The organism is Clostridioides sp. ES-S-0005-03, from assembly GCF_020658455.1.
Lineage (GTDB): Bacteria > Bacillota > Clostridia > Peptostreptococcales > Peptostreptococcaceae > Clostridioides.
On sequence record NZ_JACVWI010000003.1, the window covers coordinates 96,269 to 110,496 of the forward strand.

The 14,228-nt window shown below is 29.3% G+C and carries 15 protein-coding genes; 11 read left to right on the forward strand and 4 right to left on the reverse strand.

Translation table 11 applies throughout. The features are described from left to right. Nucleotides 1–62: 62 nt before the first annotated feature. On the reverse strand, nt 63–2,162 hold the full coding sequence (locus tag IC218_RS13135) for a heavy metal translocating P-type ATPase (protein WP_227433579.1): 2,100 nt from the start codon (nt 2,160–2,162) through the stop codon (nt 63–65). Nucleotides 2,163–2,248: 86 nt separating this feature from the next. After that, complete coding sequence (locus IC218_RS13140) at nt 2,249–2,647, reverse strand: DUF6110 family protein (RefSeq protein ID WP_227433578.1); 399 nt, start codon at nt 2,645–2,647, stop codon at nt 2,249–2,251. 745 nt (nt 2,648–3,392) lie between these two features. Here IC218_RS13140 and IC218_RS13145 point away from each other — a divergent pair. Further along, nucleotides 3,393–3,554 (forward strand): type I toxin-antitoxin system toxin, encoded by a 162-nt coding sequence (locus IC218_RS13145; RefSeq protein WP_227433577.1) that lies wholly within the window; start codon nt 3,393–3,395, stop codon nt 3,552–3,554. A gap of 129 nt (nt 3,555–3,683) precedes the next feature. On the opposite strand, the gene IC218_RS13150 is transcribed toward IC218_RS13145, so the two are convergent. Next, the gene (locus IC218_RS13150; protein ID WP_227824642.1) at nt 3,684–3,965 is read right to left on the reverse strand and encodes an FMN-binding protein; all 282 of its coding nucleotides are present in this window, start codon (nt 3,963–3,965) and stop codon (nt 3,684–3,686) included. 142 nt (nt 3,966–4,107) lie between these two features. After that, on the reverse strand, nt 4,108–4,443 hold the full coding sequence (locus IC218_RS13155; protein ID WP_227824643.1) for a hypothetical protein: 336 nt from the start codon (nt 4,441–4,443) through the stop codon (nt 4,108–4,110). Between the two features lie 961 nt (nt 4,444–5,404). Between IC218_RS13155 and IC218_RS13160 the strand changes: the two genes are divergently transcribed. From IC218_RS13160 to IC218_RS13205, 10 genes are all read left to right on the forward strand, one after another. Continuing rightward, nucleotides 5,405–6,739, forward strand: coding sequence for a phosphoadenosine phosphosulfate reductase (locus tag IC218_RS13160; RefSeq protein WP_227433576.1), 1,335 nt, complete (start codon nt 5,405–5,407; stop codon nt 6,737–6,739). Next, nucleotides 6,736–7,272, forward strand: a complete 537-nt coding sequence (locus IC218_RS13165; RefSeq protein WP_227433575.1) for an IbrB-like domain-containing protein — start codon at nt 6,736–6,738, stop codon at nt 7,270–7,272. Before IC218_RS13160 ends, IC218_RS13165 begins: the two co-directional genes overlap by 4 nt. A gap of 403 nt (nt 7,273–7,675) precedes the next feature. Further along, entirely contained in the window at nt 7,676–8,374 is a 699-nt protein-coding gene (locus tag IC218_RS13170; RefSeq protein WP_227433574.1) for a lantibiotic protection ABC transporter ATP-binding protein, read from the forward strand. Between the two features lies 1 nt (nt 8,375). Continuing rightward, nucleotides 8,376–9,146, forward strand: coding sequence for a lantibiotic immunity ABC transporter MutE/EpiE family permease subunit (locus tag IC218_RS13175; RefSeq protein ID WP_227824644.1), 771 nt, complete (start codon nt 8,376–8,378; stop codon nt 9,144–9,146). Further along, nucleotides 9,143–9,910: a lantibiotic immunity ABC transporter MutG family permease subunit gene (locus tag IC218_RS13180; protein WP_227824645.1), complete on the forward strand. Its 768-nt coding sequence runs from the start codon at nt 9,143–9,145 to the stop codon at nt 9,908–9,910. The genes IC218_RS13175 and IC218_RS13180 overlap by 4 nt, the downstream gene beginning before the upstream one ends. Nucleotides 9,911–10,023: 113 nt before the next feature. After that, entirely contained in the window at nt 10,024–10,716 is a 693-nt protein-coding gene (locus IC218_RS13185; protein WP_227433571.1) for a response regulator transcription factor, read from the forward strand. Nucleotides 10,717–10,735: 19 nt separating this feature from the next. Further along, a complete protein-coding gene (locus IC218_RS13190) occupies nt 10,736–12,187 on the forward strand; it encodes a sensor histidine kinase (RefSeq protein WP_255616414.1) in 1,452 nt (483 codons plus the stop codon). A gap of 359 nt (nt 12,188–12,546) precedes the next feature. Further along, nucleotides 12,547–12,639 carry an aminoglycoside 6-adenylyltransferase gene (locus tag IC218_RS13195; protein WP_227433570.1) on the forward strand — a complete coding sequence of 31 codons (93 nt, stop codon included), beginning with the start codon at nt 12,547–12,549 and terminating at the stop codon, nt 12,637–12,639. A 42-nt stretch (nt 12,640–12,681) separates the two neighbouring features. After that, complete coding sequence (locus IC218_RS13200; protein WP_227483068.1) at nt 12,682–13,410, forward strand: HEAT repeat domain-containing protein; 729 nt, start codon at nt 12,682–12,684, stop codon at nt 13,408–13,410. 110 nt (nt 13,411–13,520) lie between these two features. After that, nucleotides 13,521–14,090: a GrpB family protein gene (locus IC218_RS13205; RefSeq protein ID WP_227824646.1), complete on the forward strand. Its 570-nt coding sequence runs from the start codon at nt 13,521–13,523 to the stop codon at nt 14,088–14,090. Nucleotides 14,091–14,228 lie beyond the last annotated feature (138 nt).

Sequence of the window (14,228 nt, forward strand, 5' to 3'; positions counted from 1 at the left end):
AAAGTGCTTTTTTTAATATGAATTATAAATTTTTTATGTATAAATGTGTTATACAAGGGGGTTTAATTGTAGTTATAAGTATTAGGTTTATCTAATAAATTTGTCATACTGTTTAAACTTATTCCAACAGTAGAAGCATTATGCAAAAACGCGGATGTACTTGGTCTAATAAATCCACCTACACCAAGAAAAATCAAACCTAAGTTGAAAGCAATAATAAACTTAGAACTTAAACCAATTCTTTTCATAAGTTTATTGCTAATCTGTTTTAAAGTAATTAAATTATTTAAATTATCTGCTGATATAGTAATATCTGAAATTTCTCTTGCTATTTCAGCACCTTCACTCATTGCAATTCCAACATCTGACTCAGATATAGCAGGGGAATCATTGATTCCATCTCCAATCATAATAACTTTACGACCTTTTAGTTTTTCATCTTTAATAAAATTGGCTTTGTCTTCTGGTAGAACTTCTGAATAATACTCATCCACTCCAATTTTACTAGCTATAGACCTAGCTGTTTTTTCACTATCACCAGTCATCATTACAATTTTTTTGAGTCCATATTCTCTTAAGTTTGAAATTACATCTTTAGCTTCTTTTCGTAAAGGGTCATTAATACAAATAACAGCTGATAATTTTCCTGATATTGCCATAAATAGGTGAGAATATTCGTCTGAAAGATTATTATATTTATACTCCTCGCCATCTGGTATAATACATTTTTCATCTTCAAATACGAAGTGTTTACTACCTATTATAACCTTTTTATTATCGACTTTTGTTGAAATACCATGTGCAATAATATATTCTACTTCTGTATGCATTTCCTTATGACTGAGACCTTGTTTTTCAGCTTCATGAACTACTGCATTAGCTATAGAATGTGGGAAATGTTCCTCTAGACAAGCAGCTAGTCTTAACATATCTTTTTTATTATAATCTTGGAAGGTAATTATATCTGCAACTGTTGGTTGAGCTTTTGTCAATGTGCCTGTTTTATCAAATACAATAGTATCTGCATAGGCAACATTTTCAAGGAATTTCCCACCTTTTACAGCAATATTATAATTGTTACATTCTCTCATAGCTGATAATACAGAAATAGGAATAGATAGCTTTAATGCACAAGAAAAATCTACCATCAAAATAGAAAGTGCTTTTATAGGATTTCTAGTAACTGCATAAGTAAATAGCGTTCCTAAAAAACTATATGGAACCAAGGTATCTGCTAGATGTTCAAATTTTCCTTCTACAGAAGACTTAAGTTTCTCAGATTCTTCAATCATAGTTACAATTTTTTGAAATCTTGTAGTACCAGCCTTTTCTTTGACACACATTACAATATTACCTTGTTCTATTACAGTTCCAGCATAGATGTAAGAGCCTTCTTTTTTATTAACTGCAAGAGATTCACCTGTAAGAGAGGCCTGATTAATCATTGCTTCACCAGATTCAATAATTCCATCTAATGGAATCATATTTCCCATATTTACACTAACTAAATCGTTTTCTTTTATTTCTGAAATTGGGACTAAAATTTCATTATCATCCTTTTTTAACCATACTTTTTCAATATTTAATGACATGCTTTGAGCTAAATCATCTATAGATTTTTTTCTAGTCCATTCTTCTAGTAATTCGCCTATACCAAGAAGAAACATCACTGACCCAGCTGTATTTATGTCTTTCCTAAAAATGGAGATACCTATTGCAGTTGCATCCAAAACAGAAATTTCTATCTTTTTATTTAGTAAAGAAGATATACCTTTTTTGAAATATTTTATAGAGTGAAGTCCTATAAAAAAAAATCTTAAATATTTTGGGAAAAATATCTTAGATACACTCTTTATAAATAGCTTATTTACTAATTTATCTCTGTAGTAATTATTTAACTCTCTACCAGTGTGTTCAGGGACTAGTTTTTCTATTTCGCTATTGTTGAAACTGAACTTAGTGATTTCTTTTATTATATAGTCTCTTTCACCTGTGTAATAAATAACAGCGTCACCAGTTCTATCATAAACCTTTGCTTTGGTAACACCATTTATAGAAGTCAAATAATATAGTAGAGTATCTGCCTGTTTGTTATTCAATTTACCAAGTTGTAAATCAAAACGTATACGACCTCTGATTTCATGCTTTATATAAAGATTCAATTTACTTCCTCCTGATACTATTAATCATAATACTTGATATTATTAATCATAACACCTGATATTATTAACCATAATAATCGTTAAATTTATTCTGCTGTGCAAGTACTATTTTTTTCTACAGTAGTATTTTCCTTGATGTCTTCACATTTAATGCTATCAGAATCAGTATTTTTTTCTACAGTTTGTACATTTTCATCTTTAATAGTTTCTTGTACAACTTTAGTATCTTCCTGTACATTTTTTGTTTTAGATGAAGATAATTCTTCTAGTTCATTGATTTCTTTTGCCTCAGCTAAAATATCTTCCATATTTTCTTGGATTTTAGTAGTTGTTTCAAGAACAGAATCCTTAACTTTCAACGCTCCAGCAGTTGCTTTAGTACAAGACTTTTTTACACAATCACTTGAAAGTATTTTGACACCTACAGTACCTAAAAGTACTCCTCCTAAAAATATCCCTGTTTTTTTCATTTTTAAAATATTCATTTTATCATATCCTTTCATTAAGTTAAATTTTATTTATATATCTTATGTATAAAGTAATAAATGTTAAAAATAGAGCGCGATTTTACAAAAGTAGTATTATATAGTTCTATTATGTTTCGAGAGTCCTATACGCTTTTGTATAATACTATATATTTTTGTATAGTTTTATGTGTTTTTTATATAGTCTATATAATTCTTTTACATTTTAATAATTCTCTTATATTTTAAAGAATTATCATGTATTTTAGAAAATTCTTGATATTTATTTCGAAAATTAAAAAGTTAATAATAATTGTTATTAATAGAATTGTAAAATCATATGACATTTATTACAATTTATGCAATTAAGTATAGCACGCATGAATGTAACTTTCAACAGAAAATGATAATTTATATCAATTAATTGGCTTATTTTATGAAAAATATTATTTTATCACTACTCAAGGCTCAATTATTGAGAGTTTTATTTGTAACACATTCCTATAAGTATTACATTGCTTAGAGAAACAAACTTATTCTTGTTTATAGTTGATTTTATTATATTAAATCTAATTTTTAAACAATATTTGATGATAGTAGGTAGATATGATGCTGAAAAGAAAATGGAGTTATTAGAATAAAAACACAGGTAAAATATGGGAAAGTATATGTTATAATATTTATAGCAAGAAGATGTAACCTATAATTTAAGAGTGGAGTTCATACTAGGATAAAACCTACTTCCTAATGAAAGGAGGTGGGAAGTATGAATAACTTTTTACTTAATGTAATAGCTGGCGTTGTTGCTAGTTTAATATTTTACTTAATTTGTAAAGTATTTACGAAAGTAAAAAGCCACTCAACTCGTGGCAAGAGTAAAAGTGGCTGGGAATTTGATTTTAAAATCAAGTTCCATAAGTTCAAATAGCTTCATTTAATTATGAACTTCACTCTACGACGAAATAGATTGTAGTTCTTCTTGCTTTTATTATACCACAAATTGGTACAGATATTCAAAAACAATATTTTTACTCTTATAGAAATTTGTTAAGTATAGTTATCCTTTTATGAGTGCATTTTCGATTGCTTTTTTTATAACTTTACTTGAATTTGTTGCACCTGATACAGCATCTACATCTACTTTTTGCTTGTTAAGTACTTTATCAATAACTTTTTCTGCTTTTTTTCCTCGTTCATTTTTATGTTCCAAAAGATTAATGTTTGAAATTTTACCACTTTTTACAGTGACTTCTACTTTAGCAGATATGATATTTATATTACATTCTCCAACACAGGTTCCATCAGCAATGTCAGAGATATTTACTTTTTTAAAGGTCATATTTTCCACTGTTTGTAATTGTATTTGGTAATTGTTTTGAATATCTTTTGTTTTAATTTAATTTCAGATATATTCAAATATATAAAGTAATAATGTCTATTATAAGAAATTGTATAGTTGTATATTTGTAGATTTATCTTATCTATTTGGGAATAGAGCGATAAAGCATATCAAATCCGTGTTTAAGAAATTCCTGTTTAGAAAGTTTTACTTCTTGTTTGATATAAGCTTCTTTATTTGGTGCTGTCTGTATAATGCCAGATAACATTCCCCACAGTGAAAATATAGTAGGCATAATTTCAATATCTTCTCTAAGTTCTCCTGATAAGATACTAGTCTTTAGTAACTGTTTTATTTTTTCATTGATTTCTTCACCAACACGGAAGGTTTCTTTTTCCCCAGGTGGGTAGTCTGTATTTTCAAAGTCAATGTTGATTTCATCGAGGGCTATTTTAAAACTTATTGCATAGAAAAACACCAGAGATATGACAATGTAGTGTTTATAATTTTCTGGTGCTATTTATATTAAATTATTTTAAAATTCTAACACTGTCGTTTTCAATTAATATTGCTTGATTATCATTAATAGCTTTTAATTCTAAAGTTTTAGAATACGCATTTACTATTTTTTCTACAGCTTTTCCAAATTCTCAATTTTGGAAATGTGGTACTACATAAAAATCAATTGAATTTAAGCTAGAATAGTCTTTTAAGTAGGGAGCTTTTTCTATATAGTCTATTTCAGATGAATATTTATTTTTTTATGATATTACAAATATCTGGAATATAAAGTGTTATATATAGTAGAGCAAATAAAGTTGTTAATAGGGGGTTAAGACCTAAAACTAAGCTGATTCCTATATCAATAAGCAATCCTATTGTAAATTTGATACCTTTATTAAGTTTCAATCAAATCACCATCCTTTTATTTTTTATTACCCAATTTAACTAAAAATAGTTGATTTTTATAAAAATTATTGATGTATAAAATTACTATCTTATAAGTTAATAGTATATTTAAACATTATACATGTCTATATTATTTTAAATATTATATATGTTTATATTATTTTTCTTATAAAACAATAAAAAAAGAAAAGACATTTTTAAAATTTACCTAAGAAATATATAAAAGAAATTTATAACTTAAAAAGTCATGAACTTGAAAAATAAGAGTTTGATTTTAAAACATATGTAAAATACAAAATATTGAGCTAAATACTGAAGAAATAATGATAATTATGCTGTTGGAAAATTATGTAAAATAATGGTAAAATATAGTTTATAATAGAAAAATTGATTTATATTATAATTATATTTATTTTTTTGGATTTATGCACTTAGAGGATTCATAATTTATGCTGATTACTACTAAAAGTGCATATATAATATTATGTTATAAGCTTTCATGAACTTCTATTTGAAAGGGGAGATTACAAATGGATAAAAGATATTTGGAATCCAGTGTATTTGAAGCTTTTCAAGACAGACTTTCTTATGTTTTCAGTGAATTTGATTATATCTATGTATCTTTCAGTGGAGGAAAAGATAGTGGTCTATTATTGAATTTAGTTTTGGATTATAAAAGAAAATATAATATAAAATCCAAAATAGGAGTATTTCATCAAGATTTTGAGGCTCAATATAGTATGACAACAGAATATGTTGAAAAAATGTTTGAAGACAATCTTGAAGATATTGAACCATATTGGGTATGTCTGCCAATGGCTACGAGAACAGCTGTAGGTAATCATGAAATGTTTTGGTATCCATGGGATGATGAGAAAGAAGAATTATGGGTAAGAAAAATGCCAGACAAAGAATACGTAATAAATCAAGAAAATAATCTTTTTACCTACTATAAGTATAAGATGAAGCAGGAAAGTTTGGCAAAGCAATTTGGTAGGTGGATGAGAAACAAGCATAAGGGTGCAAAAGTTGCTTGTTTACTTGGAACAAGAGCTTCAGAATCCTTACAACGTTATTGTGCTATTGTGAATAAACAGCATGGATATAAAGGAAAGTGTTGGATAACAAAGGAGTTTAAAAATGTATGGACAGCATCTCCTTTATATGACTGGGGACTAGAAGATGTTTGGGTAGCCAATTATAAATTCGACTATGAGTACAATAAAATCTATGATTTGTTCTATAAAGCTGGATTGCCTCCAAGAAAAATGAGAGTAGCATCTCCTTTCAATGATTCAGCAAAAGAGAGTTTAAACTTATATAAGATATTGGACCCAGAAGTATGGGTGAAATTGGTTGCTAGAGTACAAGGGGCTAATTTTACTTCTATTTATGGAAAAACAAAAGCTATGGGGTATCGTAGTGTAAAGTTGCCAGAAGGACATACATGGAAAAGTTTCACTTATTTTCTGCTTGATACACTACCTGAAGATATAAGAAATAATTATATTAAAAAATTTTCAACATCTATCGACTTTTGGCATAAAAAGGGTGGTGGTTTGCCAGAAATCGCTATATGTGAGTTGATAAGAAAAGGGTATAATATAGAAATAAATGGAATTTCTAATCATACAAAAGATAAAAAAAGTAGAGTCGTATTCTTAGGAGATATACCTGATGACACAGATGATATTAAATTTACTAAAGATATACCAAGTTGGAAAAGAATGTGTTATTGTATTTTAAAAAATGACCATATGTGTAAGTTTATGGGATTTGGTCCTACAAAAGAGCAAAGAATGAAAACAGAATACATTAAGAAAAAGTATGAAAAATTTTCTAAGATAGGAGTTAAGATGCTATGAAGTATAAAAGTCCTGTATATGAAATCATCGCTGTCCCAATTGAAAAGATAGAATCTAACGACTATAATCCAAATGCAGTAGCTCCACCAGAAATGCAGTTACTGTATAAAAGTATAAAAGAAGATGGATATACAATGCCGATTGTCTGTTATTATAATCCAGAAAATGACAAATATGTTATTGTAGATGGTTTTCATAGATATCGAATAATGCTTGAAAATAAGGATATATATGATAGAGAAGGTGGAGTACTTCCTGTTTCAGTAATTGATAAATCACTTGATGAGAGAATGGCAAGTACTATTCGTCACAATCGTGCAAGAGGTTCACATAATGTGGATTTAATGAGCAATATTATAAAGGAACTTTGTGATATTGGAAAATCTGATAAATGGATATCAAAGCACTTAGGGATGGATATTGAGGAGATTCTTAGATTAAAGCAAATAACTGGATTATCCTATTTATTTAAAGATAAAGAGTTTGGACGTGCATGGATTCCTTTTGATTCTGATACTAAACAAGATAATTAAAAAGATATGTTTTTAGTCTAAACACTATAGAAATACTATTAACCTTTTTGGAGCAGTGCTTTAAAGAACTATGAAGAAGTGTTTTAAAGAAATATGAGGCAGTATATTAAAGAAATATGAAGCAGTATATTAAAGAAAATATACTTGAGTTTAAAGCTTTTGAATAAATACAAGTATTGAGAATAGAGTAGTGTAAGATATAAATTACATAATATTAACAAAGAAAAAAGAGTAGGAGGATATCCTGCTCTTTTTCTTTGTTAGTACTGATTAACTTTTTTCATTTATGAATAAATAGTATATTTTAATAAAAAAATTATAAGTGTTATAAAATTGTTATTTTTTCATGTTAATCTTCTTATAGAAAATGAATTTAGATTATTACAAGAAAGGATGAATAGACATGAAAGACTTAATTCTTGAAACAAAAAATTTATCAAAAAGATATGGAGAGCAGATGGCAGCCAACCATATTTCACTTCAAATTGAACGTAATAGTATATATGGACTTCTTGGACCAAATGGTGCAGGTAAGTCAACAACACTTAAAATGATTGTTGGACTTCTTCATCCAACAGGAGGACATATTTTTTTTAATGGAAAGCCTTGGCAACGAGAATCTCTTACAAAAATCGGTTCTTTAATCGAATCACCTGCTTTATATGGAAACCTTACAGCAGAGGAAAATCTACTAGTTCACACAAGACTTCTAGGCATTCCACATGAAAAAATTCATGAAGTATTAGACACAGTTGATTTAAAAAATACTGGAAAAAAGAAAGCCTCACAATTTTCTATGGGAATGAAACAACGACTTGGAATCGCTATTGCACTTTTGAATAATCCAGAACTATTGATTTTAGATGAACCAACCAACGGGCTTGACCCATTTGGAATTCAAGAACTACGTGAGTTGATTGCATCTTTTCCTGAAAAGGGAATTACAGTAATTCTCTCAAGTCATATATTATCAGAGGTTGCTCAGGTAGTTGATAAAATAGGAATTATTAGTGGAGGAAGGCTATTATTTCAAGGTATACCAGACCCAAATGAAAATCTAGAGGAATTCTTCTCTGATGTAATCTTAAAAGGAGGAAAGTAAAATGAATGGACTTAAATCTGAACTTTTAAAATACAAAAGAACATTTATGGGGAAATTGATTGTTTTTATTCCAATATTCTTTGCATTATATGCAGGGATAACACAATCAACAATCATGAAAAACCCATTATCTCAAAGTAGCTCTTGGTCATGGGACAGCCTTCTAGCCTTGGTTTTTAATTCGTGGCCATTTGTATTTTTACCTCTTGGTATGGGATTGTTTGCTACTTTGGTAGCTAGTCAGGAAAGAAAAGCTGGGAATTATCGCACTTTGCGTGCATATAATGTTTCACCTATGATTCTTTGGACTGATAAGGTTATGGCTATGGCAGTTTACACTCTGCTATCAACACTAGTTTTGATAGTTTCAACAATTATGACTGGTTTGTTTTTATCAGAAGGAGCAATCCCATTTGGTAAGATTATTGCTGGAGGTTTTGTTTGTTGGCTTGTTTCTCTTTCACTTATCCCTATTCAGCTGTGGGCAGCTACATGGAAAGGAACATTTTTAAGTATGGGAATTGCACTTGTAGGTATGATGATAGGTGTTCTTACAGCAATAAAATCTTTATGGTTTGCAGTACCGTGGAGTTGGGCTATGAGACTGATGTGTCCTATTGCTGGTGTGCATCCAAATGGAGCTATTTTGGAGACTGGAAATCCACTTTTAGATTCATCTGTGATTCCTGTTGGGATTATCGTATCCGTGGTTATATTTGTTGGAATTACAGTAGTTACAGGTATTTGGTTTAATAGGAGGGAAATAAAATGATAGGAGTATTATCATCAGAGTGGCTAAAAACAAAACGTACAGCAATTCGTTGGCTTACATTCTTTATGCCTGTAGTCATTGCACTTTGTGTTGTTGCTTATCTGGCAATTAGGTCTGAAGTTACATATAAATTTGTTTTTGAAGGTTATTTTATAGTATGGACAGCAATTATCATTCCAGTAGGAATAAGTCTTCTATCAAGCTTTATTATACATGAGGAGGAACTTGCTGGAGAGTTCAATGGTTTTTTAAATACAGGAGTCTCCCGAATTAAGTTATACTTAGGAAAATTTTTTATATTGATTTTTTGTATGGCAGTCAGCACTTTTATTTCATCACTTATAATATGTGTCGGAATGAATATTATAATACCTGATGGAGGTAGCATTTCTCTATTTATGATGGCATCCTTACTTGCAGTAATAGGGACACTTCCAATTCTATCTATTCACTTGTGGGTCAGTTTTTTATGGGGGATGGGAGCATCCATAGGAATAAGCATGGGTGGTATTTTAATGGCTGCTTTGATTGGAGGAACAAGTCTTGGGGGTAAAATCTGGGTGTTTGTTCCTTGGGCTTGGCCAGTAAAGATGTCAATGTTTCCATCTATTTATTTTCAGACTACCTTATCAACTGCAATTTCTTCAGGAGCAGAGTCACAGCTAATAAATGCACTTAATTTAATAGGAATTGGACTTATCATTTTTCTAGTTGGTGGAATTATATGGTTTAACAGATGGGAAGGTAGAGCATGCAATGAGTAATGACTATGGACATTTTTATAAACTTGACCAATGAGAAAAATTATCAGATAATATATGAGCAGGTCACAATACAGGCTTGTTAATAATGCATAAGTATTGGAGGATAATTAAAATTGAGCAAAATATTGATTGTTGATGATGAAAGAGAATTGGTGGCATTATTAGAAAAAAAACTGAAGTCAAAAGGGCATGAAGTACTTATCGCATATAATGGAAATGATGGAATTGAATTAGCAAAGAAACAGCCAGACCTTATTATACTTGATATTATGATGCCTGGGGCTGATGGCTTTGAAGTTTGTAGTACCATACGAGATGATGTAGTGTGCCCTATCATTTTTCTAAGTGCAAAGCAATCAGAAACAGATAAAATAAAGGGATTAACTCTTGGTGGAGATGACTATATAGTGAAGCCTTTTGGGTTACGAGAATTGATGGCACGTATTGAAGCTAATCTACGCCGTGAAAAGAGGTCACAATATATCAATATGGAAAATAAACGTCCAAAAATGTATTTTGGAAAACTATGTTTAGATATACAAGAGCGTGCAGTCAAAATTGATGGCAAGGATGTTCACTTGACAAAGAGAGAATATGATATTGTAGAATTACTTGCATTGCATGCAGGACAGGTTTTTTCTAGAGAACAAATCTATGAAAAAGTCTGGGGATATGATTCAGAAGGTGAAGATTCAACAGTTGTTGAGCGTGTTAAGAAGATTCGTGCTAAATTTTCTGTGGTAACACCTAAAATTGAATATATTTCTACTGTTTGGGGGATTGGGTATAAATGGAACAAATTTTAGAGAAGGAGATTTTCATATAATGAAAAGCATAAAGAATCGGTCACTTTCAGCACAGTTTCGCAGAACACTTTTTTTAATTATAATCACCAGCATATTGGCGTCACTGATTACTTATGCTGGAGTAATTATGTTGTTTATTCGAGCTTTAAATAATAATGACATATATGGCGAAAATTATTATGAACAGCAGATACCAGAAATAGAAAAATACATTCATAAAAAAAATACAACTATTCTATCTCCTTCAAATGCAGAAGATTTGAACAATATGATTCATGGTGACGGATTACTCTATCAGGTTGTAGATAATGACAGTAACTTTTTATATGGTACATATAAGAAACAAATTTTTGAAACAAAGGAACAATTATTTAATAAACTAAATACTAAAATTATAGATTCGGGAAATTTTGTCAAGATTGTTCCTATTATTGATGATAGTGGAAAAATCAAAGGGGCTGTCCTTCTTGCTTATCAGTTGAAACTTACTTATGCAAATGGAAATGAAAATGAGTTGTGGAGAGACGATAGGGTTATTATTCTTGTTTTGTTATCTCCTTTTATATATATTATAGGATTTACAATACTATTTTCTCGAATTCTTGCTAAAAATATCAATCGACCACTAAAACTCTTGATGGATAGTTCACAGAAGATTAAAGAAAAGAACCTTGATTTTGAAATAGATTATTACGCGGATAATGAACTAGGAAATCTATGTAGTGCTTTTTCAGAAATGAAAGAAGAATTAAAAAAATCCTTATCTGCACAGTGGAAAATAGAACAGGAACGAGTAGAAATGGTAGAGGCATTGGCACATGACCTGAAATCACCATTATCTATTGTAAAGGTATATTCAGAAGCTCTGATTGATGATACTGAGATTAGTGAAGAACAACGTCAATATCTTGCAGTTATAGAAGCAAATGTAGATAAAAGTGTCTCACTAGTTCAGCAAATGCAATATACTTCTGAACTTGAAAAATCTTGTATTCAGTTACAGTTAGTTCCTATAAATCTGACTGAGTTTTTGGAGCAAAAAGTATACTACTATGAATTAGAGGCTAGGAAAAAAGAAATATCTATCACTTTAAACATTCAAAGTGATATAGAAGAATCTATTTTGATTGATATAGAGAAATTGGAAAGAATCTTTGATAATATCGTATCCAATAGTCTTCAATATACTCCAGAAGGTGGAAAAATCAAAATATCAGCAAAGGCAGAAAAAGAATATATCTCATATGAGGTTTGTGATTCTGGTACTGGATTTAGTGCTAAAGATATGCATAAAGTTTTTGAAAAATTTTATAGAGGTGATGAGGCTAGACAAACTAAGGATGGGCATTCTGGTTTGGGGTTGTACATTGTCAAGCAATTAGTTGAGATGCTTGGTGGTTCAATCAGAATAGAAAATGCGGAATGTGGTGGTGCATGTGTTATATTTCAGCATAAAATATTTAATCTCTAATCATTCATATTTAATTTTTTATTGTGTAGATATTGTAAATATATTAATAAGTGATTATGTTAAGTATATAAAAGAGGTATCAGCAATATGTTGATACCTCTTATTGTATTTGAGTATTGAAAAAATATCTTATAAGTTTTTAAATGAATATAGAAAGTTTCTACAATAAATAAAGAAACTTTCTACAAATAAAATCTGTTACCTTGACGTAATAAATATAGTATTATATAACTGTACCAATTAAAAGTAAATATATAACTTTAAGTTAGTTAAGGAGAATAATATGAAAAAATATTTACCTGTTTGTCCAGTAGAAATCACATTCTAAATGAGTTTATATGCGATTGTAATAATTTTTGATGTGTCTTAATAATGTGGCAAAAGGGATTTGGAGAGAAGAAGTTCCTTATTCTATGGATATGATAAATTATTATATCACTAATCTTGTTTAACTATTTTATGTCTGATAAAAAATAATAGTATGAGGTTAATTTATGAAAAGTACTAATGAAGAGTTGATAAAGCGAGGTTTTATTACAGAAGAATATATCAATAAATTTCAATCTTATTCAGATGAAGAGTTATTGGAACTAGCAAGTTCATCAAAAGCAGTTGAAAGGTCAGTTTATATAAATTTGATGTCAAAAAGATATGGAGTCGAAAATAAAGAATTTGTAGAGTTTTTGTTAGGAAAGCTTTGCGTTGAAAAATCTCTATATACGAAGATTGAGCTTTGTAATGCCCTTGAAAATGGGAATACTTATACTGCAAAACAGATGATTAAATATCTTGGAACAATAGGAAATAATCAACATAAATATTTGCCAGACAGGGTTTCTAAAAAGAAGAGTTATCCATTAGCAAGGGATATAATTGCAAGAAGTTTAGCAAGGATGAATGTAGAGATTTTACCTGTATTGTTTGACGTTTTAGAGAGTGATGATAGGATTAAGATTTCTGAGGTAATTGATGCTATAGGATTTATGATATTTTATAATCAAGGTGTAGCTAGTGAATATTACTTTAAAAAGATTGTAAGTGTAATGGAAAAGTATTCGGAAGATGATTTAATTATTTGGAAATGCGTAATGTGCCTTTCTTCTTTTAAGACTCAAGAAAGTATAGATATTCTTGAGCAAGTTTTATATAGTGATAAAAATGATTTAATAAAAAATGAAGCGGAGTGTTCTCTAAGTAAGATTAAAAAAGAGATAAAGTTGTAGAAGGAAATAAAATCAAAAGCAATAAAGTTGTAGAAGGAAATAAAATCAAAAGCAATAAAATTGTATAAAGAACAATCAAATTTGCTAATCTAAAAGGGGGAAACTGGTTTATGAGAAAACAGCTGTCAGATATGACATTAGAAGAGTTATGGAAGCTATTTCCTATATTTTTAACTAATCATAGGGAATGTTGGAAAGATTGGTTTAAAGAAGAAGAATCTAGACTAACTGAACTACTTCCTATGCGAAAAATTGTGAGAATAAGTCATATTGGAAGTACTGCTGTGAATACAATTTATGCAAAACCGATTGTTGATATACTGATGGAGATAAAGCCTGAGTGTAATATGCAAGAGATTAAAGAGATAATTGAGTCAGATGACTATATTTGCATGTCTGAAAGTGGTGATAGGATTTCATTTAATAAAGGATATACAGTAGATGGGTTTGCAGAACGAGTTTTTCATTTACATATAAGATATGCAGGAGACAATGATGAATTATTTTTTAGAGATTATTTGATTGATAATCCAAGCGTTGCGAAGGAATATGAGAATCTTAAGTTGAAATTATGGAAGGAATATGAGCATAATCGTGATGCTTATACAGATAATAAATCAGATTTTATTAAAGAGGTAATTGAAAAATCTAGGAAATTGTATTCTAATAGGTATAGTTAGGATGTTATTTACTATATTTAAGTTTAATATATTTAAATTTAAGTTTAATATATCAATGCTTACTAAAAATGAAATATTAAAATCACTTTGAGACAGTTGAAAAAGCTCACAATTTATATGTGTTTATATTATTATTAA